The 24,701-nt window shown below is 71.8% G+C and carries 23 protein-coding genes; 15 read left to right on the plus strand and 8 right to left on the minus strand.

Annotation, left to right across the window (positions count from 1 at the left end):
- Nucleotides 1–283: 283 nt before the first annotated feature.
- The 3 genes from IAG42_RS07455 (at nucleotide 284) to IAG42_RS07465 (ending at nucleotide 2,223) form a co-directional block, all read left to right on the plus strand.
- Nucleotides 284–790, plus strand: coding sequence for a nuclear transport factor 2 family protein (locus IAG42_RS07455; RefSeq protein WP_188336240.1), 507 nt, complete (start codon nucleotides 284–286; stop codon nucleotides 788–790).
- Nucleotides 787–1,623, plus strand: a complete 837-nt coding sequence (locus tag IAG42_RS07460) for an SDR family NAD(P)-dependent oxidoreductase (RefSeq protein WP_188336241.1) — start codon at nucleotides 787–789, stop codon at nucleotides 1,621–1,623. The genes IAG42_RS07455 and IAG42_RS07460 overlap by 4 nt, the downstream gene beginning before the upstream one ends.
- A 72-nt stretch (nucleotides 1,624–1,695) precedes the next feature.
- Nucleotides 1,696–2,223 carry a hypothetical protein gene (locus IAG42_RS07465; protein WP_188336242.1) on the plus strand — a complete coding sequence of 176 codons (528 nt, stop codon included), beginning with the start codon at nucleotides 1,696–1,698 and terminating at the stop codon, nucleotides 2,221–2,223.
- Here the strand turns inward: IAG42_RS07465 and glyA are convergent.
- From glyA to IAG42_RS07480, 3 genes are all read right to left on the minus strand, one after another.
- Nucleotides 2,180–3,433: a serine hydroxymethyltransferase gene (gene glyA / locus IAG42_RS07470; RefSeq protein ID WP_394811194.1), complete on the minus strand. Its 1,254-nt coding sequence runs from the start codon at nucleotides 3,431–3,433 to the stop codon at nucleotides 2,180–2,182. The genes IAG42_RS07465 and glyA overlap by 44 nt on opposite strands.
- Nucleotides 3,434–3,475: 42 nt before the next feature.
- Nucleotides 3,476–4,681, minus strand: a complete 1,206-nt coding sequence (locus tag IAG42_RS07475) for an NAD(P)/FAD-dependent oxidoreductase (protein WP_188336243.1) — start codon at nucleotides 4,679–4,681, stop codon at nucleotides 3,476–3,478.
- Between the two features lie 90 nt (nucleotides 4,682–4,771).
- Complete coding sequence (locus IAG42_RS07480; protein ID WP_188336244.1) at nucleotides 4,772–5,092, minus strand: bifunctional 3-phenylpropionate/cinnamic acid dioxygenase ferredoxin subunit; 321 nt, start codon at nucleotides 5,090–5,092, stop codon at nucleotides 4,772–4,774.
- A gap of 160 nt (nucleotides 5,093–5,252) precedes the next feature.
- Between IAG42_RS07480 and IAG42_RS07485 the strand changes: the two genes are divergently transcribed.
- The 10 genes from IAG42_RS07485 to IAG42_RS07530 all read left to right on the plus strand — a co-directional run bounded on the left by IAG42_RS07485 (nucleotide 5,253) and on the right by IAG42_RS07530 (nucleotide 18,573).
- Entirely contained in the window at nucleotides 5,253–6,149 is an 897-nt protein-coding gene (locus IAG42_RS07485) for an IclR family transcriptional regulator (protein WP_188336245.1), read from the plus strand.
- A gap of 246 nt (nucleotides 6,150–6,395) precedes the next feature.
- Entirely contained in the window at nucleotides 6,396–7,481 is a 1,086-nt protein-coding gene (locus IAG42_RS07490) for an S-(hydroxymethyl)mycothiol dehydrogenase (RefSeq protein WP_188336246.1), read from the plus strand.
- Nucleotides 7,478–8,110 carry an MBL fold metallo-hydrolase gene (locus IAG42_RS07495; RefSeq protein WP_188336247.1) on the plus strand — a complete coding sequence of 211 codons (633 nt, stop codon included), beginning with the start codon at nucleotides 7,478–7,480 and terminating at the stop codon, nucleotides 8,108–8,110. The genes IAG42_RS07490 and IAG42_RS07495 overlap by 4 nt, the downstream gene beginning before the upstream one ends.
- Nucleotides 8,111–8,184: 74 nt before the next feature.
- On the plus strand, nucleotides 8,185–10,659 hold the full coding sequence (locus tag IAG42_RS07500) for a GcvT family protein (RefSeq protein WP_188336248.1): 2,475 nt from the start codon (nucleotides 8,185–8,187) through the stop codon (nucleotides 10,657–10,659).
- Between the two features lie 63 nt (nucleotides 10,660–10,722).
- A complete protein-coding gene (gene solA, locus IAG42_RS07505; protein ID WP_188336249.1) occupies nucleotides 10,723–11,880 on the plus strand; it encodes an N-methyl-L-tryptophan oxidase in 1,158 nt (385 codons plus the stop codon).
- An 11-nt stretch (nucleotides 11,881–11,891) separates the two neighbouring features.
- Complete coding sequence (locus IAG42_RS07510) at nucleotides 11,892–13,022, plus strand: aromatic ring-hydroxylating oxygenase subunit alpha (RefSeq protein ID WP_188336250.1); 1,131 nt, start codon at nucleotides 11,892–11,894, stop codon at nucleotides 13,020–13,022.
- On the plus strand, nucleotides 13,015–14,481 hold the full coding sequence (locus IAG42_RS07515; protein ID WP_188336251.1) for an aldehyde dehydrogenase family protein: 1,467 nt from the start codon (nucleotides 13,015–13,017) through the stop codon (nucleotides 14,479–14,481). The genes IAG42_RS07510 and IAG42_RS07515 overlap by 8 nt, the downstream gene beginning before the upstream one ends.
- 34 nt (nucleotides 14,482–14,515) lie before the next feature.
- Nucleotides 14,516–16,120: an APC family permease gene (locus IAG42_RS07520; protein WP_188336252.1), complete on the plus strand. Its 1,605-nt coding sequence runs from the start codon at nucleotides 14,516–14,518 to the stop codon at nucleotides 16,118–16,120.
- Nucleotides 16,117–17,703 (plus strand): GMC family oxidoreductase, encoded by a 1,587-nt coding sequence (locus IAG42_RS07525; protein WP_188336253.1) that lies wholly within the window; start codon nucleotides 16,117–16,119, stop codon nucleotides 17,701–17,703. The genes IAG42_RS07520 and IAG42_RS07525 overlap by 4 nt, the downstream gene beginning before the upstream one ends.
- A gap of 117 nt (nucleotides 17,704–17,820) precedes the next feature.
- Entirely contained in the window at nucleotides 17,821–18,573 is a 753-nt protein-coding gene (locus IAG42_RS07530; RefSeq protein ID WP_188336254.1) for a class I SAM-dependent methyltransferase, read from the plus strand.
- Nucleotides 18,574–18,577: 4 nt separating this feature from the next.
- Here IAG42_RS07530 and IAG42_RS07535 read toward each other — a convergent pair whose 3' ends face one another.
- From IAG42_RS07535 to IAG42_RS07545, 3 genes are read right to left on the minus strand one after another with little or no spacing between them, the layout of a single operon-like run.
- Nucleotides 18,578–19,633 carry an ABC transporter substrate-binding protein gene (locus IAG42_RS07535; RefSeq protein WP_188336255.1) on the minus strand — a complete coding sequence of 352 codons (1,056 nt, stop codon included), beginning with the start codon at nucleotides 19,631–19,633 and terminating at the stop codon, nucleotides 18,578–18,580.
- Nucleotides 19,634–19,668: 35 nt separating this feature from the next.
- Nucleotides 19,669–20,544 carry an ABC transporter permease gene (locus IAG42_RS07540; protein WP_188336256.1) on the minus strand — a complete coding sequence of 292 codons (876 nt, stop codon included), beginning with the start codon at nucleotides 20,542–20,544 and terminating at the stop codon, nucleotides 19,669–19,671.
- A complete protein-coding gene (locus IAG42_RS07545) occupies nucleotides 20,534–21,343 on the minus strand; it encodes an ABC transporter ATP-binding protein (RefSeq protein WP_188336257.1) in 810 nt (269 codons plus the stop codon). Before IAG42_RS07545 ends, IAG42_RS07540 begins: the two co-directional genes overlap by 11 nt.
- 212 nt (nucleotides 21,344–21,555) lie before the next feature.
- Between IAG42_RS07545 and IAG42_RS07550 the strand changes: the two genes are divergently transcribed.
- Nucleotides 21,556–23,202 (plus strand): ATP-binding protein, encoded by a 1,647-nt coding sequence (locus IAG42_RS07550; RefSeq protein ID WP_394811195.1) that lies wholly within the window; start codon nucleotides 21,556–21,558, stop codon nucleotides 23,200–23,202.
- On the plus strand, nucleotides 23,199–23,888 hold the full coding sequence (locus IAG42_RS07555; RefSeq protein ID WP_188336258.1) for a response regulator: 690 nt from the start codon (nucleotides 23,199–23,201) through the stop codon (nucleotides 23,886–23,888). The genes IAG42_RS07550 and IAG42_RS07555 overlap by 4 nt, the downstream gene beginning before the upstream one ends.
- 4 nt (nucleotides 23,889–23,892) lie before the next feature.
- Here IAG42_RS07555 and IAG42_RS07560 read toward each other — a convergent pair whose 3' ends face one another.
- On the minus strand, nucleotides 23,893–24,120 hold the full coding sequence (locus IAG42_RS07560) for a hypothetical protein (RefSeq protein ID WP_188336259.1): 228 nt from the start codon (nucleotides 24,118–24,120) through the stop codon (nucleotides 23,893–23,895).
- Nucleotides 24,121–24,199: 79 nt separating this feature from the next.
- Nucleotides 24,200–24,673: a hypothetical protein gene (locus tag IAG42_RS07565; protein WP_188336260.1), complete on the minus strand. Its 474-nt coding sequence runs from the start codon at nucleotides 24,671–24,673 to the stop codon at nucleotides 24,200–24,202.
- Nucleotides 24,674–24,701 lie beyond the last annotated feature (28 nt).

Genomic DNA, 24,701 nt, shown 5'->3' on the forward strand with positions numbered 1-24,701 from the left:
GACGTCCGTGGCCGTTGTCGGCCGTTCTCGGCCGTTCTCGGCCGCGACGTGAGCCGGATCATGCCCATGACCGGTGAGTAGCACAAGGCCAGTTCTGCGCTTTCGCGCAAACTGAGGCCGTTTCGACGCTCGTTCCGTCGAGTTGATCATCGATGCCTACGGATTTCGTTGCGGCCCTGCGTCGCTTTTCGGACGGCTCCCGCTGACCGGGAGCGGACGTGGCCCGCGCTCGGTCCCGCTGCCTACCGTCGCCGCACCACAACTCACCCCGAGGAGCCCGGCCATGTCGTCCGAGTCCACCGCCGGCCTCGCCGAGCGCGTCGCGCGCATCGAGGCGCGGCAGGAGATCGAGGAGCTCAAGTACCGCTATCTGCGGGCCTGCGACCACAAGGACCCCGAGGGGTTCCGCGCCTGCTTCGTCCGCGAGGGCGCCGACATCGACTACGGCGAGCTGGGCGCTTTCGCGACCGTGGACCAACTGGTCGGCCTCTTCCGGCAGATCGCGCTGGCCCGCGACGAACAGGGCCACCGGGTCCTGGACATGCACCACGGCGTGCACCCGGAGATCGCCTTCCGCTCCCCCACCGAGGCGACGGGCCGCTGGACCCTGCGGTTCCGGCAGCTGAACCTCGTGGACCGCACGGAGCGGGTGCTGTGCGGCGAGTACGACGACCGGTACGTCGTGGAGGACGGGGCCTGGCGGCTGGCCAGGCACCACTTCCGCAGCCTCTGGTCGCTGACCCGCCCGCTGCCCGAGGGGTACGTCGTCGACGAGAAGGGACTGCTGTGAGCGACACCTCCACACCACGCGTCGCGCTGGTCACGGGCACCGGAAAGGGCGTCGGCCGGGGCATCGCCGCCGCGCTCGGCGCGCGGGGCTGGACCGTGTACGTCACCGGCCGCGGCGAGCCGGGCCCCGGCAGCCCGCAGGCGGAGACCGCGCGCCGGGTCACCGAGGCCGGCGGCGAGGGCGTCGGCCTGCGCTGCGACCACCGGGACGACGCCCAGATCGAGGCGCTGATCGCACGGATCACCGCCGACCGGGGCCGGCTCGACCTGCTGGTCAACAACGTGTGGGCCGCGCCCGACGACATGGCCGGCTTCGAGGACCCGTTCTGGACCCGGCCCGTCACCGACTGGGAGCCGCTGATCGGCGTCGGCCTGCGGGCCCACTACGTCGCCGCCGTGCACGCGGCCCGGCACATGGTGGAGCGGGGCAGCGGACTCATCGTCAACATCTCCTCGTTCGGCGCCCGCGCCCCGTTGCACTCGGTGCTCTACGGGATCTCCAAGGCGGGCCTGGACAAGATGGCCGCCGACATGGGCCACGAGCTGGCCTCCGCGGGCGTCTCGGCGGTGTCGCTGTGGCCGGGCCTCGTCCGCACGGACGGCCTGGTCGAGGCCGGGGTGGAGGAGGTCGCCGGGTTCAAGCTGGCCGACGCGGAGTCCCCCGAGTTCGTGGGCGCGGTCATCGCCCGCCTCACGGACGACCCCCGCCTGCCCGAGCGCAGCGGCCACACCTTCGTCGTGGCCGAACTCGCCGAGGAGTACGAGGTCACGGAGCCGGACGGCCGCCGGGCCGCCTCGCACCGCGCGGCCTTCGGCGGCGGCCCCCTGTACTGACCGTCTCCGGTCGCCTGTGAGCCCGTCTCCCGTAGTGGCAGCTTCTGCCACTACGGGAGACGGGGTGCGTTCATGCCCCGCCCCACCCTCGACGACGCCGCACTGCTGCGGATTTCGTCGTGTTGCGCCGACGTCATGATCACGGCGGGCGACACGTCCGCCCCGGTGGCCGAACTGGCCGAGTCGTTCACGGACCGGCCCGAGGCCTCGATCCACCGGCTGATGCGGCTGACGTTCCAGGACCTCGGGCTGCGCCGGGTGTGGCGGGAGGCCGCGCACGAGACAGCCCGCCTGATCCGCCCTGCGGTCGAGGAGCCGACCGGGACGCCGGTGGACTCCCTCGCCACGACGCTCGCCGCGGGCCAGGCGGTGACCGCGGCCATCACGGTGCTCGAACACCTGGTCAGCGAGGAGCGTGCGCTCGGCGACCTCGTCGACGAGACCGTCCGCGCCCTCCACGGGACAGCGGCGGCCCAGGATCTCTCGGCGCAGGGCCATGTCCGCGGCAAGCTCGTGCTGGACGTGACCGCCGGCGGTCTCCTTGTCCTCCCGGTCTCTACAGGCCGGGGTACAGCGGGTGCTTGTCGGCGAGCGCGGTGACGCGGGCCTTGAGCGCGGTGGCGTCGTAGGACGGCTTGAGGGCCTCGGCGAAAACGTCGGCGACCTCACGGAAGTCGTCGGCGTCGAAACCGCGCGTGGCCAGCGCCGGCGTACCGATGCGCAGACCCGAGGTGACCATCGGCGGACGCGGGTCGTTCGGAACGGCGTTCCGGTTGACCGTGATGCCGACCTCGTGGAGGCGGTCCTCGGCCTGCTGCCCGTCCAGGTCGGACTCGCGCAGGTCGACGAGGACCAGGTGGACGTCGGTGCCGCCGGAGAGCACGTTCACGCCGTGCTTGCGGGCGTCCTCCGAGGTCAGACGCTCCGCGAGAAGGCGAGCGCCTTGCAGGGTGCGTTCCTGCCGCTCCTTGAACTCCTCGCTCCCCGCGACCTTGAACGAGACCGCTTTCGCCGCGATCACGTGCTCCAGCGGGCCGCCCTGGAACCCGGGAAACACCGCGGAGTTGAGCTTCTTCGCCAGGTCCTTGTCGCGGGCGAGGATGATGCCGCCGCGGGGACCGCCGAGGGTCTTGTGCGTCGTGGAGGTGACGACGTCGGCGTAGGGGACCGGGTTGGGGTGCAGCCCGGCCGCGACGAGACCGGCGAAGTGGGCCATGTCGACCCACAGGAACGCCTCGACCTCGTCGGCGATGCGGCGGAACTCGGCGAAGTCCAGCTGACGCGGGTACGCCGACCAGCCCGCGATGATCACCTTCGGGCGGTGCTCCTTGGCCAGGCGCTCGACCTCGGCCATGTCCACCAGACCGGCGTCGTCGACGTGGTAGGCGACCACGTCGAACTGCTTGCCGGAGAAGTTCAGGCGCATGCCGTGGGTGAGGTGACCGCCGTGCGCGAGGTCCAGACCCAGGATCGTGTCACCGGGCTTGGCCAGGGCGAACAGGGCGGCCTGGTTCGCCGAGGCACCCGAGTGCGGCTGCACGTTGGCGTACTCGGCGCCGAACAGGTCCTTGACCCGGTCGATCGCGATCTGCTCGGTGACGTCGACGTGCTCGCAGCCGCCGTAGTAGCGGCGGCCGGGGTAACCCTCGGCGTACTTGTTCGTGAGGACCGATCCCTGGGCCTCCATGACGGCGACCGGAGCGAAGTTCTCCGACGCGATCATCTCCAGGGTCGACTGCTGACGCTTCAGCTCGGCGTCGACAGCGGCGGCGACATCCGGGTCGAGCTCACGCAGGGAGGTGTGCAGCACGAATACTCCTCGGCTCAGGGATACGGAGACGCGTACGTACGGTCAGAGCGCGGCCGCGACCGGCGCGGCGGGCCCGGCGGCGACGGCGGGCGCCGCCGACTGCGTCTCGGCGCGGGACAGTTCGCGCCGGACGCGGGTGAACGGGCGGGGCCGGTTCATCGCGAGGGCGGCCGTCGTGCGGCCCTCCCTCTCGTAGAGCGCGAGGAAGCTGCCCTCCTCGATCGTGCCCTCGACGATGCGCGGCACGTCGCCCTCGCGGCGGCGCCCGGCGAACTGGATGCGGGAGCCGTACTGGTCCGACCAGAAGTAGGGCAGCGGGCGGGCTTGTTCCACCGTGCGGCCCGCGAGGAGGTTGCGTACGGCGACCCGGGGCTGGGCGGTGGCGCTGGTCCAGTGCTCCGCGCGGGCGCCCGCGACGCGGGCCACGTCGCCGACCGCGACGACGTGCGGCAGGGCGGTGACGCAGCCGTCGTCGCACAGGACGCCGTCGTGGACGGCGAGCGTGGACCCGGCCAGCCACTCGGTGTTGGGCACCGCGCCGATGCCGACGACGACCACGTCGGCCGGGAGCACCCGGCCGTCGGCGAGCCGCACTCCGGTGACCGCGGGGTCTCCCTCCAGGGCGGCGACGCCCGTCCCGGTGATGAGCGTGGCGCCGCCGCGCTCGTGCAGGGTGGAGCAGACGGCAGCCATGTCGGGGCCGAGCTGCGGCAGCAGCGGCAGAGGCGCGGCCTCGACGACGGTGACGTCGTGGCCGAGGGCGGCGCAGGAGGAGGCGGTCTCGGCGCCGATGAACCCGCCGCCGATCACCACGACCCGCTGCGGGCCGCGCAGCAGGTCGGCGCGGAGGGCCCGGGCCTCGTCGAGGGTGCGCAGCGTGTGCACGCCGGCCGGGGCGGGTCCGGGCAGGCGGCGGGCGCGGGCGCCGGTCGCGATGACGAGGCCGTCGGTGGAGACGGTGCGGCCGTCCTCCAGGAGGACGACGCGGCCGCGGGCGTCGAGGCCGCGGGCCCGCACGCCGAAGATCCACTCGGCGCCCAGTTCGAGGGTCTCGGCGTCGTCGGACAGGGCGAGGTCGCTCTCCTGCGCCTTGCCGGACAGGAAGTCCTTGGACAGCGGGGGGCGGTCGTAGGGGCGGTGCGGTTCGTCGCCGACGATCACCAGCCGGCCGTCGAAGCCCTGGGCCCGCAGTTCCCGGGCGGCGTACAGTCCGGCGAGCGAGGCGCCCACCACGGTCACGGTCCTCATGAGTGTCTGCCTTTCGCGTCCGTCGTGCGGTGCGGTGTGGTGCGGTGCGCCCGGCGGGGTGTGGAGCTCGCCGTTCCGGGGCGGGGTGCGTCAGGCCGCGGTGGTCTCCTCGGCCGCGGGGTGGACGTGGATCATGCCGTCGTCGACGGTCACCCGGTGCGTGCGGACCGGGCGGCGGGCGGGAGCACACGTGGGAACGCCCGTCCGCAGGTCGAACGACGCCTCGTGGAGCGGGCATTCGACCAGGCAACCCTCGAGGAAGCCCTCCGAGAGGGAGGCATCCTGGTGGGTGCAGGTGTCGTCGATGGCGTACAGCGAGCCGTCGGTGTGGAACACGGCGATCGGCGGCATGCTGTCGATGCGGACGGACTCTCCCTCGGGGAGGTCTTCAAGGCGGCAGACGGGAATCATGCGTCCCCCTCGTTGTTCTGGACCGACCGGTAACCTATTGTTTCGCATCACGCACTCAAGAGCGCCATGCGCAACAGAATCCGGTCGGGATGCCCGCCGCGTCAAGGGCTTCTCGCAGATGCGGCCCGCCAAAGGGCCGCCAGGTGGTGAGAATTCAGCTATGCCTCACGAGAAGAAGCAGGTCAGGAAGGGTGCAGCGAGTAAGTCCAGCACGGGCGGAAACAGCCGCGTCAGAGCCGTCCGGACGCCCTCCGAGGCGTCCGAGCTCCTGGACCCGGCCCCCGAGAAGCCGGCCAAGGGTGCCGCCGGCTCCGTGCAGTCCGTCGACCGGGCGATCAGCGTCCTGGAGAGCCTCGCGCGGCGCGGCGAGGCCGGCGTGACGGAGATCGCCGACGAACTGGGGGTGCACAAGTCCACGGCGTTCCGTCTGCTCGGCGTCCTGGAGAACCGCGGACTGGTCGGCCAGGCCAAGGACCGCGGCAAGTACTACCTGGGCGCCGCGATGCTGCGCCTGGCGGGCGCGGCGGCCGCGCGCCTGGACATCTCCCAGGAGGGCGGCCCGGTCTGCCGCGAACTGGCCGACGAGCTGGGCGAGACGGTGAACATCGCGGTCCTCGACGACGACGCCGCGGTCAACATCATGCAGGCGCGCGGCGCCGCCTCCGTCACCGCGCAGAACTGGCTCGGCCGGCGCACCCCGCTGCACGCCACGTCCAGCGGGAAGGTGCTGCTCGCGCACCTGCCCCCCACCCTGCGCGAGGGGATGGCTGCGCGCAGCCTCGCGCGGTTCACCCCGCACACGATCGTGGGCACGGCGGCGATCCGGAGCGAGCTGGAGACCGTGGACCGGCAGGGGTACGCCAGCGCCGTGGAGGAGCTGGAGATCGGGCTCGCGGCGGTCGCGGCGCCGGTCCGTTCGCACGACGGCAAGGTGATCGGCGCCATCAGCGTCTCGGGGCCGGTGTACCGGATGACCGAGGAGCGGCTCGCGGTGGTCGCCGAGCACACGGTGGCGGCCGCGGCGGAGCTGTCGCGCAGGATGGGATACGCCTGCTGAGGACGTCCCGCACACCGTACGCACGCTGAACGCGGAGTCAGGAAGGCCTGGCTCCGCGTTCTCGTGCGTTCTGGCGCCGTCCCCGTGCGCCGGGATGCGCCGGGGTGCGCCGGGTCGTGCGCCCGCCCGTCTCGCACCTCTTGAGAACAACCTCTTGACGGACTTCCGCCGCGTTCCCAAGATGTGTCTCGTCGTTCCTCATAGCGCAACGATTCGTACGATGCGCAACAGCAAGGGGGTTGGGTCGTGCCACACGAGGTCCGTGCCGTCGTCGCTCTGCAGAAGGGCGCACCCGTCGAGGTGCAGACGATCGTCGTTCCCGATCCCGGACCGGGCGAGGTCCTGGTCAAGGTGCAGGCCTGCGGGGTCTGCCACACGGATCTGCACTACCGGGAAGGGGCCATCAACGACGAGTTCCCCTTCCTGCTCGGCCACGAGGCGGCGGGGACCGTCGAGGAGGTCGGCGCCGGCGTCACCGACGTCGCCCCCGGCGACTACGTGGTCATCGCCTGGCGCGCGCCCTGCGGCTCCTGCCGCTCCTGCCGCCGCGGCCGGCCCTGGTACTGCTTCGACTCGCGCAACGCGACGCAGCCCATGACGCTGCTCGACGGCACCCCGCTCACCCCGGCCCTGGGCATCGGCGCCTTCGCCGAGAAGACCCTGGTCGCGGCCGGGCAGGCGGTGAAGGTCGACGCGGCCGCGCGCCCGGAGGCCGCTGGGCTCATCGGCTGCGGTGTGATGGCCGGTTACGGCGCCGCGGTCAACACCGGCAACGTGCAGCGCGGCGACACGGTCGCGGTCATCGGCTGCGGCGGCGTAGGGAACGCGGCGATCGCGGGAGCCTGCCTCAACGGCGCGCGCAAGGTGATCGCCGTCGACATCGACGACAAGAAGCTCGACCAGGCCGAGAAGTTCGGAGCCACCCACACCATCAACTCGAAGGGCACCGACCCCGTCGAGGCCGTGCGGGCGCTCACCGACGGCTTCGGGGTGGACATCGCGATCGACGCGGTGGGCCGGCCCGAGACGTACAAGCAGGCCTTCTACATGCGCGACCACGCGGGCACCTTGGTCCAGGTGGGCGTCCCCGACCCGGAGATGAAGGTCGAGATCCCGCTCATCGACCTGTTCGGCCGGGGCGGCGCCCTCAAGTCGTCCTGGTACGGCGACTGTCTGCCGACCCGCGACTTCCCGTTCCTCATCGACCAGTACCTGTACGGGCTGCTCGACCTGAACGCGTTCGTCACCGAGACGATCTCGCTCGACAAGGTCGAGGCGGCCTTCGAGAAGATGCACCACGGGGACGTGCTGCGCTCGGTGGTCGTCCTGTGACGGCGGCCGCCGCCGGCTCCGTGCGCGTCGAACGCGTGGTCACCTCCGGGACGTTCAGCCTCGACGGCGAGACCTTCGACGTCGACAACAACGTCTGGCTGATCGGCGACGACACCGAGGTGCTCGTCGTCGACGCCGCGCACGACGCGCCCGCGATCCTCTCCGCCGTCGCGGGCCGCCGCGTCGTCGCCGTCGTCTGCACCCACGGCCACGACGACCACATCGGCGCCGCCGTCGCCCTCGCGGAGGCGACCGGCGCCCCCGTCCTGCTGCACCCCGCCGAGCAGGAGCTGTGGCGGACGGTCCACCCCGACCGCAAGCCCGACGCCGAACTCGCCGACGGGATGCGTCTGTCGGTGGCCGACGCCGAGGTCCGCGTGCTGCACACCCCGGGCCACACCTGGGGCAGCTGCAGCCTGTACGTCCCTTCGCTCGGTGCCGTGTTCACCGGCGACACCCTGTTCCACGGCGGCCCGGGCGCGACCGGCCGCTCGTACTCCGACGCGCCGACGATCGTGGCCTCGATCCGCGACCGGCTGCTGACCCTCCCGGACGACACCGTCGTCCACACCGGCCACGGCGCGCACACCACGGTCGCCGCCGAGCGGCCCCACGTGCCCACGGCCTGACGCGGTCTCCCGCCTCCCCGGAGGCGGGAGACCGCCACCTTTCTCCCTGCCGTCCCCACCACCCGAGGAGGGGCATGTCCAGCACGTCCAGCACCCCCGAATCCGCCGCCGCCCGCGGCCCCCGCGTCGTGATCATCGGCGCCGGCATCGTCGGCTGCTCCCTCGCCGACGAGCTCACCGCCCGCGGCTGGTCCGACGTCACCGTCCTCGAACAGGGGCCGCTGCCCGCTCCCGGCGGCTCCACCTCGCACGCCCCGGGCCTCGTCTTCCAGACCGGCCCGTCCAAGACCCTCACCGCGTTCGCCCAGTACACCGTGGAGAAGTTCAACTCCCTTGAAGTGGACGGTCTTTCCTGCTTCAACCCGGTCGGCGGCCTGGAGCTGGCCACCACCGAGGAACGCTGGGCCGACCTGCACCGCAAGGCCGGCTGGGCCGCGTCCTGGGGCGTACGCGGCGAGCTGGTCTCCGCCGCCCGCTGCAAGGAACTGTGGCCGCTCGTCGACGAGTCGAAGGTCCTCGGCGGCTTCCACACCCCCGACGACGGCCTGGCCCGCGCCCTGCTCGCCTCCCGCGCGCAGATGACCCGCGCCCAGGGGCGCGGCGCCACCTTCCTGGAGCGCCACACCGTCACCGGCATCGAGCAGGAGGACGGCAAGGTCACCGGCGTCGTCACCGACCGCGGCACGTTCCCCGCCGACCACCTCGTGTCCGCCGCCGGCTTCTGGGGCCCCGTCGTCGGCCGGATGGCCGGCATCGACATCCCCCTGCTGCCACTCGCCCACCAGTACGCGAAGACGACGCCGCTGCCCGCGCTCGAAGGCGTCAACGACCCGCGTACCGAGGCCTCGAAGCCGATCCTGCGCTTCCAGGACCGCGATCTGTACTTCCGCGAGCACACCGACCGCATCGGCATCGGCTCCTACGCCCACAAGCCGCTGCCCGTCGACCCGTTCGCGGTGCCCGGCTACGACGCCGCCCGCGCCAAGAACATGGACATGCCCTCCTCGTACCCGTTCACGGAGGAGGACTGGGCGCCCAGCTGGGAGGACTGCCGTTGGCTGCTCCCCGTCCTGCGCGACGCGGAGATCGAGGAGGGCTTCAACGGCGTCTTCTCCTTCACGCCCGACGGCATGCCGGTCCTCGGCGAGAGCCGGGACCTGCGGGGCTTCTGGCTCGCCGAGGCCGTCTGGGTCACCCACTCCGCGGGCGTCGCCAAGGCCGTCGCCGAATGGATGGTCGACGGCCGGCCCTCGATCGACCTGCACGAGTGCGAGCTCACCCGGTTCGAGGACGCCCAGCGCTCCCCCGCCTACGTGCACGACCGGGGCGCGCAGCAGTTCGTCGAGGTGTACGACGTCATCCACCCGCTCCAGACGATGGAGCAGCCGCGCCCGCTGCGGGTCTCCCCCTTCTACGCCCGTCAGCAGGAGCTCGGCGCGCACTTCCTGGAGGGCGGCGGCTGGGAGCGCCCGCACTGGTACGAGGCCAACGCCCACCTGGCGGCCGACGTGCCCGAGCGGGACGCCTGGGCGGCCCGCCACTGGTCGCCGATCGCCGCGGCCGAGGCCCGGGTCACCCGCGAGAAGGTCGCCCTGTACGACATGACGCCGCTGCGCCGTCTGGAGGTCACCGGCCCCGGCGCCCTCGGCTTCCTCCAGCGCATGACGTCGAACAACCTCGCCAAGAAGCCCGGCGCCGTCACCTACACCCTGCTCCTGAACGAGTCCGGCGGGATCCGCTCCGACCTCACCGTGGCCCGGCTCGCCCCGGACCGCTTCCAGGTCGGCGCCAACTCCCCCGCCGACCTCGACTGGCTGCTGCGCCACGCCCCCGGCGACGTGCAGGTCAGGGACATCACGTCGGGCACCTGCTGCATCGGCGTGTGGGGCCCGCTCGCCCGCGACCTCGTCCAGCCCCTGACCCGCGACGACTTCTCGCACGAGGGCTTCGGCTACTTCCGCGCCAAGGAGACCTACCTCGGCCATGTGCCGGTCACGGCGATGCGCCTGTCGTACGTGGGTGAACTGGGCTGGGAGCTGTACACCACCGCGGACCTGGGCCTGCGCCTGTGGGACACGCTGTGGGAGGCCGGACAGGAGCACGGCGTCATCGCGGCCGGCCGCTCGGCGTTCAACAGCCTGCGCCTGGAGAAGGGCTACCGCTCCTGGGGCCACGACATGACCGAGGAGCACACCCCGTACGAGGCCGGGGTCGGCTTCGCCGTCCGCATGGACCGCGGCGACTTCGTCGGCCGCGCCGCCCTGGAGGCCCTCCCCGAGCAGCCGCGCCGCAAGCTGACCGCGCTGCTCCTGGACGACCCGGCGGCCGTCGTCCTCGGCAAGGAGCCCGTCCACGTCGACGGCGCCCCCGCCGGGTACGTCACCAGCGCCTCCTACGGCTACACCCTGGGCCGCTGCGTCGCGTACGCGTGGCTGCCGCCGCTGGAGCCCGGCACCGGGGTGCACGTCGAGTACTTCGGCGAGAAGGTCCCGGCCACCGTCGCCGAGGAACCCCTCTTCGACCCGAAGATGACCCGCATCCGCCGCTGAACCCTCCCCCTGCGATCCCCAGCCCTGCGATCCCCAGCCCTGCGATCCCCGGAGGCATCCGGAATGTCCCCCACCCATGACGTGATCGTGATCGGACTCGGCGGCATGGGCAGCGCCGCCGCCCACCATCTGGCGGCGCGCGGCGCCCGTGTCCTCGGCCTGGAGAAGTTCGGCCCCGCCCACCACCACGGGTCCAGCCACGGCGGCTCCCGGATCATCCGGCAGGCCTACTTCGAGGACCCCGCGTACGTGCCGCTGCTGCTGCGCTCGTACGAGCTGTACGAGGAGCTGGAGCGGGCCACCGGCCGGGAGGTCGCCACCCTGTGCGGCGGCCTCATGCTCGGCCGGCCCGAAGCGCGCGCCGTCGCCGGCTCGGTGCGCTCGGCGCGGCAGTGGGACCTGCCGCACGAGATCCTCGACGCACACGAGATCCGCCGCCGCTTCCCCACCCTGAACCCGAACGACGACGAGATCGCCCTGTACGAGGCGCGCGCCGGCCTCGTCCGCCCGGAGAACACGGTCGTCGCCCACCTCCAGCTCGCCACCCGCAACGACGCCGACCTCCACTTCAACGAACCGGTGACCCGCTGGGAGCCCCTCCCGGGCGGCGGCGTGCGGGTGCACACCGCCGAGAACACGTACACCGCGGGCCAGTTGGTGATCTGCCCGGGTGCCTGGGCTCCGCAGCTGCTCACCGACCTCGGGGTGCCGTTCGGCATCGAGCGGCAGGTCATGTACTGGTTCCAGCCCACCGGCGGCGTCGAGCCCTTCCGCCCCGAGCGGCATCCCGTCTACATCTGGGAGGACGCGCGGGGCGTGCAGATCTACGGGTTCCCTTCGATCGACGGCCCGGATCTCGGCGCCAAGGTCGCCTTCTTCCGCAAGGGCACCGCATGCAGCCCGGAGACGATCGACCGGGAGGTGCACGCCGGCGAGATCCAGGCCATGGCGGAGCACATGTCCCGCCGGATCCCCAGCCTGCCGGGCACCTTCCTGAAGGCCGCGACCTGCATGTACTCCAACACGCCCGACGAACACTTCGTGATCGCCCGGCATCCCGAACACCCCGACTCCGTCACCGTGGCCTGCGGTTTCTCCGGCCACGGCTTCAAGTTCGTGCCGGTGGTCGGCGAGATCGTCGCCGACCTCGCCCTGAGCGGCACCACCGAGCACCCCATCGAGCTGTTCGACCCCAACCGCCTCGCCGCCGCGCCCGCCTGAGGAGTACGCACGTGACGACGACCCCCGTCGCCCCCAGCCTGGTGTCCACCCTGCCCGGGCGTTACTACACCGACCCCGGCCTGTTCCGCCTGGAGCAGGAACGGATCTTCGAGACCATGTGGTTCTGCGCCGTGCGCAGCGCCGACCTCGGCAGGCCCGGCGCGTTCCGCACCGTGCAGATCGGCCGGGAGAGCGTCCTGATCACCCGGTCCCGCACCGGGGAACTGCGCGCCTTCCTCAACACCTGCCGGCACCGCGGCGCCCGGATCTGCACCGAGGAGTCGGGCGAGGTGCGCCGCAACCTCCAGTGCCCGTACCACGCCTGGACGTACGACCTCGACGGCAAGCTCGTCGCGGCCCCGAACCTGACGAAGATGCCCGACGTCGACCGCGCGCGGTACGGCCTGGTGAAGGTCGCGCTGCGGGAATGGCTCGGCTACGCCTGGGTGTGCCTGGCCGACGCACCGCCCTCCTTCGAGGAGACGGTGATCGGCGCGGCCGTCGAACGGCTCGGCGACGTGGCCGCCATCGACCAGTACCGCACCGAGGAACTGGCGCTCGGCAAGCGCATCACCTATGACGTGAAGTCCAACTGGAAACTGATCGTCGAGAACTTCATGGAGTGCTACCACTGCGCGACGATCCACCCCGAACTCACCGAGGTGCTCCCCGAGTTCGCGGACGGCTACGCGGCGCAGTACTACGTGGGCCACGGCGCCGAGTTCGGCGACGATGTCCTGGGCTTCACGGTCGACGGCAGCGAGGGCTTCGAGCGGCTGCCGGAGGTCGCCGACGGCCAGGACCGCCGCTACTACGCGATCACGGTCAAACCGACCGTGTTCGTCAACCTGGTGCCGGACCACGTGATCCTGCACCGCATGTTCCCCGTGTCCGAGGACCGCACGATCGTCGAGTGCGACTGGCTGTACGCCCCGCAGGTCGTGGAGTCGGGCGCCGACGTGTCGAAGTCGGTGGAGCTGTTCCACCGGGTCAACCTCCAGGACTTCGAGGCCTGTGAGCGCACCCAGCCCGCGATGTCCTCGCGCGCCTACCGCGACGGAGGTGTCCTGGTGCCGACCGAGCACCACATCACGATCTTCCACGAATGGCTCACCCGGCAGCTGGGGGTGGACCATGTCTGACCTCTACATCGACGGCGCCTGGACCTCCGCGCGCGAGGGGCGCGCCCGGGAGATCCGCTGCCCCGCCGACGGCTCGCTGGTCGCCGTCGTGGACGAGGCCGGGCCCAAGGACACCCTGGAGGCGATCGCGGCCGCCCGGCGCGCCTTCGACACGGGGCCCTGGCCGCGCACCGCGGCCGCCGAGCGCGGCGACCTGCTGCTGCGCGTCGCGGACCTGCTGGCCCGGGACAAGGCCGTGCTCGCCCGCGCCGAGTCCCTCGACACGGGCAAGCGGCTCGTCGAGAGCGAGTACGACATCGACGACATCGTGAACTGCTTCCGCTACTTCGGGCGGCTCGCGGCGATCGACGACGGACGTGTCGTCGCGACGGGCGTGCCCGACGCCGAGAGCCGGATCGTGCACGAGCCGGTCGGTGTCTGCGCGCTGATCACGCCGTGGAACTATCCGCTGCTCCAGACGGCGTGGAAGGTGGCGCCCGCGCTCGCCGCCGGCAACACCTTCGTCCTCAAGCCGAGCGAGCTGACCCCGCACACCGCGATCCACCTCGTGCGGCTCCTGGAGGAGGCCGGGCTGCCGCCGGGTGTCGCGAACCTGGTCCTGGGCGCCGGGCCCGAGGCGGGCGCCCCGCTCGCCGACCACCCGGACGTGGACCTGCTGTCCTTCACCGGCGGGCTGCGCACCGGCCGCCTCCTGATGGCGGCCGCCGCCGGCACGGTCAAGAAGGTCGCGCTGGAACTGGGCGGCAAGAACCCCAACATCGTGTTCGCCGACGCCGACTTCGACACGGCCGTCGACATGGCGCTCACCGCGGTGTTCCTGCACTCGGGGCAGGTCTGCTCGGCCGGGGCGCGGCTGCTCGTGGAGGATTCGCTGCACGACCGGTTCGTCGACGAGGTGGTACGCCGGGCCCGGGAGATCCGGCTCGGCGGCCCGTTCGACGAGCGGGCGCAGACCGGTCCGCTGATCTCGGCGGGTCATCTGGAGAAGGTCGAGGCGTACGTCGCGCGAGGTGTCGCGGAGGGGGCGGTGCTGCGGTGCGGCGGCGCCCGGCCGGACGGAGCGGCGTACGAGAAGGGCCACTTCTTCCCGCCGACCGTGCTCGACGAGTGCGCCGCCTCCATGTCGGTCGTCCAGGACGAGTCGTTCGGCCCGGTCCTGACCGTGGAGCGGTTCACGACCGAGGACGAGGCGGTGCGCCTGGCCAACGACACGATCTACGGACTGGCCGGCGCCGTCTGGACCGGCGACGAGGCGAAGGCGCGCCGGGTCGCCGCCGGTCTGCGGCTCGGCACGGTGTGGATCAACGACTTCCACCCGTACGTCCCGCAGGCCGAATGGGGCGGCTACAAGCAGTCGGGCACCGGCCGTGAGCTGGGCCCCGCAGGGCTCGCGGAGTACCGCGAGACGAAGCACATCTGGCGCAACACCCGCCCCGAGCCGCAGGGCTGGTTCGCCTGATCCAGACGTGACTCCCCCACTCAAGGAGACGTCGATGAAGCCGACTTCCGACAGCAGCATTTCTGACGACAGCACTTCCGACGGCAGCACTTCCGACGACAGCGAGCTCGCCGAGTTCGGGTACCGGCCCGAACTCAAGCGCACGCTCGGCAGCTTCCACACCTTCGCCGCGGGCATCAGCTACATCTCGATCCTCACCGGCACCTTCCAGCTCTTCTACTTCGGCTACGCGAACGGCGGCCCCGCCTACTGGTGGTCCTGGCCCATGGTGTTCGCGGGCCAGATCATGGTCGCCCTGTGCTTCGCCGAGCTGGCCGCCCGCTATCCCGTCGCCGGGTCGGTCTACAACTGGGCGAAGAAGGTGGGCAATCCGCACATCGGCTGGCTCGCCGGCTGGATGATGCTCCTCGCCTCGGTCGTGTCCATCGCGGCCGTCGCCCTCGCCTACCAGCTGACGCTGCCGCAGATCTCGTCCTTCTTCCAGTTCGTTGGGGACGGCACGGGCACGTACGACGTGGCCACGAACGCCGTGATCCTCGCTTCCGTACTGATTCTGTTCACCACGCTCGTCAACGCGTTCGGCGTCAAGCTCATGGCCACCATCAACACGGCCGGTGTCTTCATCGAGCTGATCGCCACCGTCGTCCTCATCGTCCTGTTCGCGGTGCACATCGTGCGCGGCCCGCAGGTGGTGACGCAGACCGCGCACACCGGGGACGGCCAGTCCTTCGGCTATCTCGGCGCCTTCCTCGTCGCCTCGCTCGCCTCCGCGTACGTCATGTACGGCTTCGACACCGCGTCCTCGCTCGGCGAGGAGTCCCTGGACCCCTCGCGCAACGCGCCGCGCGCCATCATCCGCTCGATCGTCGCCTCGTTCGTCCTCGGCGGGCTGATCCTGCTGCTCGCCCTGATGAGCGTCTCCACGCTGCACGGCGAGAAGCTCTCCTCGGACGGACTGCAGTACGTGGTGCTCGACGTGCTCGGCCCGACGGCCGGCAAGGCCATGCTGTGGTGCGTGCTGATCGCCGTCACGGTGTGCGCGCTGGCCGTGCACACGGCGGCGATCCGCCTCGCGTTCGCGATGTCCCGGGACAACAACCTGCCCGCGTCCTCGCTGCTCGCCCGGGTCAGCCCGCGCTTCAGGACACCGGTCGCGCCGGCCGTGATCATCGGGGTGCTGTCGCTCGGGATCCTCGTCGTGAACATCCGCCAGCCGCAGATCTTCACGGTCGTCACCAGCATCGGCATCGTGATGATCTACATCGCGTATCTGCTGGTCACCGGGCCGATGCTGGTGGCGCGGCTGCGCGGGAAGTGGCGGCCCGCCGACGGCGGCCGGTTCTCGCTCGGCCGCTGGGGACTGCCCGTCAACATCATCGCCGTGCTGTGGGGCACCGGCATGACCGTCAACCTGCTCTGGCCCCGCGCCGCCGTCTACAACGCCACCGCCCCGTTCCACTGGTACCTGCGCTGGGGCGCGTTCCTGTTCGTCGGCGTGATCGCCTCCGGCGGGTTCGCCTACTACTGGTTCGTCCAGCGGCACCGCACCTGCGTCCTCGCCGAACACGCCGCGCGGGCCTCGGAGTCCGCCGCTCCCTCCCTCCCCGAAGCCCACCCGGAAGAGGTCACCACCCGATGAGCACCGATGCCGGCAACGACACCACCACAGCCACCGATGTCTTCGACTACGTCGTCGTCGGCGGCGGCACCGCGGGCAATGTCGTCGCGGCCCGCCTGACCGAGGACCCGGACGTCACGGTCTGCGTCCTGGAGGCCGGGCCGAGCGACGTCGGCGACGACAACGTGCTGCGGCTCGACCGCTGGATGGGCCTGCTGGAGTCCGGCTACGACTGGGACTACCCGGTCGAACCGCAGTCCAGCGGCAACAGTTTCATGCGGCACGCCCGCGCCAAGGTGCTCGGCGGCTGTTCCTCGCACAACTCGTGCATCGCCTTCTGGGCGCCCGCCGAGGACCTCGACGCGTGGGCCGCCGGCGGCTGTACGGGCTGGACCGCGGCCGACCTGTTCCCGCTGTACCGGCGCCTCGAGAACAACGACGCCCCCGGTGACCACCACGGGCGCTCCGGACCGGTGAAACTGCGCACCCTCAAGGGCGCCGACGACCCGTGCGGCACGGCCCTCCTGGAGGCCTGCGCGCAGGCGGGCATCCCGACGACGCCCTTCAACACGGGGACGACGGTGGTGCGGGGCGCCAACTGGTTCCAGATCAACTCGGACGAGAACAACGTCCGCCAGTCGTCCTCGGTCGCGTACCTCCACCCGATCATGGGCCGGCGGCCCAATCTGGAGGTCCGCACCGGGGTGCGCGCCAAGAAGCTGGTCTTCGAGGGGCGGCGCTGCGTCGGCACCGAGTACCTCGACCCGGACCAGATCCACACCCGCACGGTCCGCGCCCGGCGCGAGGTCATCGTCTCCTGCGGCTCGATCGACACCCCGAAGCTGCTGATGCTGTCCGGCATCGGCCCGGCCGCGCATCTGCGCGAGACCGGCATCGACGTCCTCGTCGACTCCGCGGGCGTCGGCGAGAACCTCCAGGACCACCCCGAGGGCGTCATCATGTGGGAGGCGAAGCAGCCGATGCCCACCCGGTCCAGCCAGTGGTGGGAGGCGGGCATCTTCTACGACACCGAGCCCGGCCTGGACCGGCCCGACCTGATGTTCCACTACGGGTCGGTGCCCTTCGACATGAACACGGCCCGGCACGGCTACCCCACCACCGAGAACGCGTTCTGCCTCACCCCGAACGTGACCCGCGCCCGCTCCAAGGGCACCGTGCGGCTGCGCACCCGCGACTACCGGGACAAGCCGAAGGTCGACCCGCGCTACTTCACGCACGAGCACGACGTCCGCGTGATGACGTACGGCCTGAAGCTGGCCCGTCGCATCGCCGAGCAGCCGGCCCTCGCGGGCTGGAAGGGCGCCGAGCTGGCACCCGGCCCGGACGTGCGCACCGACGACGAGCTCCTCGACTACATCCACAAGACCCACAACACCGTCTACCACCCCGCCTGCACGGTGAAGATGGGCGCCGACGACGACCGCCTCGCCCCGCTCGACGCCCGCCTGCGCGTCAAGGGCGTCGAGGGCCTGCGCGTCGCCGACGGCTCGGTCATGCCGGACCTCGTCACGGTCAACCCGTGCATCACGACGATGATGATCGGCGAGAAGTGCGCCGACCTCCTCAAGTCCGCCCAGCGCTGACCCCACCGCACCACCGGCCCGGGCCCCCTGTCAGCCGACCGGCGACAGGGGGCCCGCCGGCGTTCGCCTGACGCGTAGTGGCTCCCTGCCCGGACCGGGGCGCCGCAGGATGCCCGTATGACGACCCCGACGCCGCAGGGCCTCACCTTCGACCGGGCCGCCGCCCGCTACGCCGCGAACCGGCCCTCGTATCCTCCCGAACTGCTCGACGCCATCGAGGAGTCGACCGGACGGCCGCTGCGCGGGGCGCGGGTGGCCGACGTCGGAGCCGGGACGGGGCTGGGCACCGGGCTCCTCCACGGCCGCGGGGCGCACGTCGTGGCGGTGGAGCCGGGGCCCGGGATGGCCCGCGAGTTCCGGCGCCGGCTGCCGGACGTGCCGCTCGTGCTCGGGGACGGCAACCGGCTGCCGCTGGCGACCGGCTCCCTCGACCTGCTCACGTACGCGCAGGCCTGGCACTGGACAGACCCGGAGCGGTCCGTGCCGGAGGCGCGCCGGGTGCTGCGGTCCGGGGGCGCGCTCGCGCTGTGGTGGAACGACTCGGACGACACGGTGCCCTGGATCGCGGAGCAGACCGCGCGCCTGATCCACCTGTTCGGCAAAAGCGGCGGAACCGGGCCTGATCCACAGGCCCGGTTCCGCCGACTGCCGGCCGGGGTCCACTTCGCGACCCGGCAGGTGTACTGGTCCCGCCACGTGCCGCTCGACGGGCACCTGGCGAACCTGAGCAGCTTCTCCGACTTCCTCGTCCTCGGCGAGGAGCGCACGGCCGCTTTCCTGGCGGCCGAACGCGCCCTGCTGGCCGAGGTGTTCCCGTCGGGCACCGTCGAGGAGCGCTACGTCGTCAGCCTCGCCGTCGCCCGGCCGTGACGGGTCAGCCGGCCTTCTCAACGAAGTCGGTCGTGTAGGTCTTCTTCAGGTCGATCGTGGCGTCCTTCAGGTTCGGGTTGAAGGACTTCAGGACGCGCTGGACCGTCGCGGGGCCGTCGGCCGGCATGCGGCCGTCCTTCGTGAACATGGGCAGCGTGCTCTCGATGGCCTGCGCGTAGAGGCCCTCGCCGCCCTGCGCGTAGTCGCTCGGCATCTTCGCGGCGATCTCCTTCGCACTGTGCGTCGACATCCACTTGAGGGTGCGGACGAACGCGTCGGTGAGCTTCTGGACCGTGTCCTTGTGGCCGTTCACCCAGTCCGTGTTCATGTAGAGGCTGGAGGACGGGTACAGGCCGCCGAGGGCTTGCTTCGAGCCCTCGGGGGTGCGCATGTCGACGAGGACCTTGCCGAGCTTCTTGTCGAGGATCTGCGCGACGGTCGGGTCGGTGGTCATGCCGCCGTCGATGGAACCCTTCTGCAGCGCGGAGATGAAGGTCTGGCCCGCGCCGACCGCGACGTTCGTGAACTGGTCGACGGCCACCCCGTCGTGCACGCCGAGGTACTTGGTGAGGAAGTCGGTGGAGGAGCCGAGGCCGGTCACGCCGAGCTTCTTGCCCTTGAAGTCCTTCGGCGACTTCAGGTCGCCCGCCGCCTTGTTGGAGACGATCTCGACCTCGCCGGGCGTCTGGGCGAGCTGCACGACGGACTCGACGGACTTGCCCTTCGTCTGGAGGTCGAGGGTGTGGTCGTAGAAGCCGACGACGCCCTGGACGTTCCCGGCGACGAGGGAGGTGGTGGCGTCGATGCCGGCGGGCTCGCTCAGGAGCTCCACGTTCACGCCCTCGTCCTTGAAGTAGCCGAGGCGCTGGGACAGCATCGCGGGCAGGTAGATGACCTTGTCGATGCCGCCGACCATGATCTTGACCTTGTCGCCCTTGCCGCCGCCCCCGCCCTCGGTGGCCTTGGAGGAGACCTCGTCGGCGCAGCCGCTCAGCGCGGCGAGCGCGACGAGGGCCGCGGTGGCGGCGGTGAGGCGGACGGTGAGCTTCTTGCGGGACATGGGCGCTCCTGAGGAAGGGGGGAGGGTGCGGGAGGTCAACGGGCTTCCGTGGCGGCCGGCTTCCAGCGGAACAGCTTGTTCTCGAGGAAGGTGAGCAGCGCTTCGGCGAGCAGGGCGACGACGGCGAGGATGACCATGGCCGCGTAGACGCCGGCGGAGTTGAAGGTGCCCTGGGAGGCGGAGACGAGCAGGCCGATGCCCTTGGTGGCGCCGATGTACTCGCCGACGATCGCCCCGATCAGGGCGAAGCCGAAGCTGACGTGGAGGCTGGTGAAGATCCACGAGGTGGCGGCGGGGATGACGACCTGGAAGGTGACCTGACGGTCGCGGGCACCGAGGATGCGGGCGTTGTCGATGAGGTGGCGGTCGACCTCGCGGGCGCCCTGGAAGGCGTTGAAGAAGACGGGGAAGAAGACCAGGACGACGGCGGAGGCGACCTTCGAGGCGGGGCCGAGGCCGAACCAGATGAGGAAGATCGGGGCGAGGACGATCCGGGGCAGCGCGTTGAGGACCTTGATGTACGGGCCCATGACGTCGGCCAGGAAACGGACGCGGCCGAGCGCGATGCCGAGCACGACCCCGGCGACGACGCCCACGACCCAGCCGAGCAGGGCTTCGTAGAGCGTGTACCAGATCTGTTCGAGCAGGGAGCCCTGCGGGGTTCCGTGCAGCGCCCACTGCTGGATCTGGTCCCAGATCTTCGAGGGCATCGAGAAGTTGAACGGGTCGATGATCCCGGCGCGGGAGAACCACTCCCAGACGCCGAGGACGAACACGAGGACGGCGGCGCGGGCGGCGAGGACGACGGCGCGGCGGCGGCGCGCGGCGCGGGCGCGTTCGGCGGTGCGGGAGGACACCGGGGCGTCCGTCTTCGCGAGGGGGGCGGCGCTCGCGGTGGTGTCAGGCGACATGCTGGGCGCCCCTTTCGCGGGTGATGCGGACTTCCTCGCCGAGCGAGGACCAGATCTCGCGGTAGATCTCGACGAAGCGGGGTTCCAGGCGGATCGACTCGACGCGGCGCGGGCGCGGCAGGTCGACGGTGAAGACCTCCTTGACGGTGGCGGGGCCCGCGGTCATGACGACGACCTTGTCGGCGAGGGCGATGGACTCCTCCAGGTCGTGGGTGACGAAGACGACGGAGGATCCGGTGCCGGCCCACAGCTCCATGAGCTCGTCCGACATGAGGGCGCGGGTCTGGACGTCGAGCGCGGAGAACGGCTCGTCCATGAGGAGGATCGACGGGTCGTTGACGAACGTGGCGGCGAGGGCGACGCGTTTGCGCTGGCCGCCGGAGAGCTGGTGCGGGTAGCGGTCCTCGAAGTCGGTCAGGCCGACGCGGGCCAGCCAGGCGCGGGCCCGCTCCCTGGCCTCCGCCTTGGGGACGCCGCGGAAGCGGGGTCCGGCCATGACGTTGGACAGGACGGTCCGCCACGGGAAGGTGGCGTCCTGCTGGAAGACGAAGCCGACCCGCTCGTCGATGCCGCGCACCGGGGTGCCGGAGAGCATCACCTCACCGTCGGTCGGCTCCTCGAGGCCGCTGACGAGGGTGAGGGTGGTCGACTTGCCGCAGCCGGTGGGGCCGACGACGGCGACGAACTCGCCCTGCTGGACGGTCAGGTCGAGGTCGTGGACGGCGGTGTGGGAGGCGCCGGAGGGGGTGCGGAAGGCCTTGCGCACCCCGCGCAGTTCGATGGCCGGACTGGAAGTCATGCCGCGGAACCTAGGAACCGCCGGAGCGCGGCGGAAGTTTTCTCCGGCAACCGCGGATTGTGCGCGTAAAAGGGATTCTGCTCATTGTGCCGACGGCCTCGGCGCCGGGTCCCGCCGGAACTCTTCCCAGGTCAGACCGGGCCGGTTACGGTGCGGGCACCCTCGTGCAACGTCTGGTCGCGCGAGGAGGTTCCCGAAGGCAGGTGTCAGAAGTGGCCCGCTTGCGCATCGGCTGGCCGAGGCAGGTGTTCGCCCAGGTCCTCATCGCCCAGCTCCTCATCACGACCGGGGTGCTGCTGCTCCTCACGGGCCTGTTCCTGCAGCCGCTGCGGACCCAGCTCGACGACCAGGCCGAGCACCAGGCGCTCGCCGTCGCGCAGACCACGGCCGCCGATCCGCAGATCGCGGAGGGGCTGCTGACGACGCGGGCCGAGCCCGGCGGGCCGGTGCAGCGGCAGGCGGAGCGGACCCGGCGGGCCACCGGTGCCCTGTACGTCGTGGTGATGGACCGGCGCGGGATCCGCTGGTCGCACACGGACGCGCGGGAGGTCGGCCACCGGGTCTCGACGGACCCCTCGATCCCGCTGCACGGACATGTCGTGCTCCAGGTCGACCGGGGCACGCTGGGGCGCTCGGCGCGGGCGAAGGTGCCGCTGCGGGACGCCACCGGCGAGGTGATCGGGGCGGTGTCGGTGGGTATCGCGTACTCCGGGGTGCAGGACCGGCTGCTGTCGGCGCTGCCCGGACTGCTGCGGTACGCGGGGACGGCGCTGGCCGTCGGGGCGTGCGCCGCGTTCCTCGTGGCCCGCACCCTGCGCAAGCGCACGCACGGGGTGTCCGTCGCCGACATCTCCGCGCTGCTCTGCGAACGGGAGGCGATGCTGCACGCCGTGCGCGAGGGCGTCATCGCGCTGGACGGGCGCGGGCGGGTGCGGCTCGTGAACGACGAGGCCGCGCGGCTGCTCGCGCTGGAGGACGGGGCGGAGGGGCGGGGCCTGGACGAGGTGCTGCCGCCGGGCCGCTCGCGCGACGTGATCGCCGGGGAGGTGACGGGGCGGGACCTGCTCACCGTGCGCGAGAACCGGGTGCTCATCGCGAACCGGATGCCGACCCCCGACGGCGGCGCCGTCGTCACGCTGAGGGACCGCACCGAGGTGGAGCTCCTGGGCCGCGAACTCGACTCCATCAAGGGCCTGTTGGATGCCCTGCGCGCCCAGGACCACGAGCACGCCAACCGGCTGCACACCGTCCTCGGCTTCCTCGAACTCGACCTGACCGAACGGGCCCGCAGCTACGTCGCCGGGCTCACCCGGGCGCGGCGCGCCTGCGCCGAGGAGTTCGCGGAGCGGGTACGGATGCCGATGGTGTCGGCGCTGCTCGTCGGCAAGTCGGCGATCGCCTCGGAGCGGGGTGTGACCCTGCGCCTGTCCGACCGCACGCACCTCCCGACCGGGCTGATCGACGCGCGGGACGTCGTGACCGTGCTCGGCAATCTCATCGACAACGCGCTGGACGTGGTCGGCGGCGGGCGCGCCGCGCGGCCCGTCGTGGAGGTGGAGGCGTTCGTGGAACGGGACACGGTCGTCGTACGGGTCAGCGACAACGGGCCCGGCGTGCCCGTGGAGTTGCGGGACACGATCTTCCAGGAGGGCTGGAGCACCAAGGAGTCCCCCGCGCACCGCGGGCGCGGGCTCGGCCTCGCCATGGTGCGCAGTCTCGCCGAGCGTTACGGCGGCACCGCGCGCATCGCCGCGCGGGCCGGCGGCGGCGCCGTCTTCACGGTCACCTTCCCCGACATCGTGTCCCGGCCCGCCCCGGCCACACCGTACCCGTCCGTCCTGGCTGGAGAACCCTCATGATCGATGTCCTGGTGGTGGACGACGACTTCCACGTCGCGGAGATCAACGCCGCCTACGTGGAGAAGACCCCCGGCTTCCGCGTCGCGGGCACCGCCCACACGGCCCTCCAGACCATGCGCCTGCTCGACTCCCGCGAGGTCGACCTGCTCCTGCTCGACCACTACCTCCCCGACCGCACCGGCCTCGACCTGGTGCGGGCGCTGCGCCGGCAGGGGGTGCGCAGCGACGTCATCATGGTCACGGCCGCGCAGGACGTCGAGGTCGTGGAGGCGGCGCTGCGCTACGGCGTCCTGCACTACCTCGTCAAACCGTTCACCTTCGACGGCCTGCGCTCCCGGCTGGAGAGCTACGTCGAACTGCGCCGCTCCCTGCGGGACGCGGGCGGCCGCACGGCGCCGGGCCAGCAGCGCATCGACCGCATCTTCGGCGCGGTCCGCACCCCGCCCGGCGGCGCCACGCCCCCGGCGAAGGGCTGGTCGGGCCCCACCGCGGACCTGATCTACCAGGTCATCGCCCGCTCCGAGACCCCGCTCTCGGCCCAGGAGGTCGCCTTCCGCGCGGGCCTCAGCCGCTCCACGGCCCAGCGCTACCTCCGCCACCTCCAGGACACCGGCACCCTCCGGCTGACCCTCCGCTACGGCGACGCGGGCCGGCCGGAGCACCGGTACGGGGCGAGCGGGGGGTGAGGTGTCAGGATTTCGGGGCGCGGTGGAGCTGGATCTCTCGGTTGACGAAGAGGTGGACGTAGCCGCAGCGCCAGCAGATCAGGCCCGTCGCTGTCTCGTCGGCCCAGGCCAGGTTGAAGAGTTCGCCGCCCGTGCTGTTCAGCTTCACGCCGCGCTCGCGGAACAGGTCGCTCTTGCAGACCTGGCAGGTGATCCACATCTCGCCCAGTGAGGCGCGTACGGGCTTGGCCATGGTCGTTCCCCCCGTCGTCCGGTCCAGCGATCATGCATCGGGCCCGCGCGCCGGTGAAGGAACTTGAGCAACTCCTGAGCTACCGGGGCGGGAAGCGGAACGGGACGCCGAGATGCGTGGCCAGGGCCTGGCCGGCCTCGGTGGCACGGGGGCCCGGGTTCTCGTGGATCAGGGCGAGGGAGGCCTCGCCGGACGGGGAGTCGAGGATCGCGACGAGTTCCACGAACCAGTCGTGGACCGTGTCGCCGTCCCAGACGGCCTCGATCGCGACGACCCGGCCGGGGTGCGCGGCGGCGCGGGCCGTGAGGGCGGGGACGTCGAGGGGGTCGGGGCGCCGGCGCTCGACGCGGTCGCCGAGCGTCTCGTAGCGGGCGGCGACCACGTCCTGGGCGGCGTTCAGGCCGAGCCCCTCGTGGCGCAGGGCCTCCCAGAGGGTGCGGACCGCGAACAGGAAGCGGTCGCGGAGCACATCGGCGTCGACCGCGCGCCGGGTCGCTTCGTCGGCGCGGGCCCACCAGCCCGCGGGGTCCGGTGGGCCTGCGTCGTCGTTCATGCCGGGGATCTTGTCATGACCGGGCGGC

The organism is Streptomyces xanthii (genome assembly GCF_014621695.1).
Classification (GTDB): Bacteria; Actinomycetota; Actinomycetes; order Streptomycetales; family Streptomycetaceae; genus Streptomyces; species Streptomyces xanthii.

Bases quoted from the DNA above. Each gene is read 5' to 3' on its own strand.
- solA (WP_188336249.1), top strand. From the start codon at position 10,723: ATGTCCCCCACCCATGACGTGATCGTGATCGGACTCGGCGGCATGGGC.
- IAG42_RS07500 (WP_188336248.1), top strand. From the start codon at position 8,185: ATGTCCAGCACGTCCAGCACCCCCGAATCCGCCGCCGCCCGCGGCCCC.
- IAG42_RS07530 (WP_188336254.1), top strand. From the start codon at position 17,821: ATGACGACCCCGACGCCGCAGGGCCTCACCTTCGACCGGGCCGCCGCC.
- IAG42_RS07540 (WP_188336256.1), bottom strand. From the start codon at position 20,544: ATGTCGCCTGACACCACCGCGAGCGCCGCCCCCCTCGCGAAGACGGAC.
- IAG42_RS07485 (WP_188336245.1), top strand. From the start codon at position 5,253: ATGCCTCACGAGAAGAAGCAGGTCAGGAAGGGTGCAGCGAGTAAGTCC.
- IAG42_RS07565 (WP_188336260.1), bottom strand. From the start codon at position 24,673: ATGAACGACGACGCAGGCCCACCGGACCCCGCGGGCTGGTGGGCCCGC.
- IAG42_RS07555 (WP_188336258.1), top strand. From the start codon at position 23,199: ATGATCGATGTCCTGGTGGTGGACGACGACTTCCACGTCGCGGAGATC.
- IAG42_RS07560 (WP_188336259.1), bottom strand. From the start codon at position 24,120: ATGGCCAAGCCCGTACGCGCCTCACTGGGCGAGATGTGGATCACCTGC.
- IAG42_RS07515 (WP_188336251.1), top strand. From the start codon at position 13,015: ATGTCTGACCTCTACATCGACGGCGCCTGGACCTCCGCGCGCGAGGGG.
- IAG42_RS07465 (WP_188336242.1), top strand. From the start codon at position 1,696: ATGCCCCGCCCCACCCTCGACGACGCCGCACTGCTGCGGATTTCGTCG.
- IAG42_RS07455 (WP_188336240.1), top strand. From the start codon at position 284: ATGTCGTCCGAGTCCACCGCCGGCCTCGCCGAGCGCGTCGCGCGCATC.
- IAG42_RS07475 (WP_188336243.1), bottom strand. From the start codon at position 4,681: ATGAGGACCGTGACCGTGGTGGGCGCCTCGCTCGCCGGACTGTACGCC.
- IAG42_RS07480 (WP_188336244.1), bottom strand. From the start codon at position 5,092: ATGATTCCCGTCTGCCGCCTTGAAGACCTCCCCGAGGGAGAGTCCGTC.
- IAG42_RS07545 (WP_188336257.1), bottom strand. From the start codon at position 21,343: ATGACTTCCAGTCCGGCCATCGAACTGCGCGGGGTGCGCAAGGCCTTC.
- IAG42_RS07525 (WP_188336253.1), top strand. From the start codon at position 16,117: ATGAGCACCGATGCCGGCAACGACACCACCACAGCCACCGATGTCTTC.
- IAG42_RS07520 (WP_188336252.1), top strand. From the start codon at position 14,516: ATGAAGCCGACTTCCGACAGCAGCATTTCTGACGACAGCACTTCCGAC.
- IAG42_RS07535 (WP_188336255.1), bottom strand. From the start codon at position 19,633: ATGTCCCGCAAGAAGCTCACCGTCCGCCTCACCGCCGCCACCGCGGCC.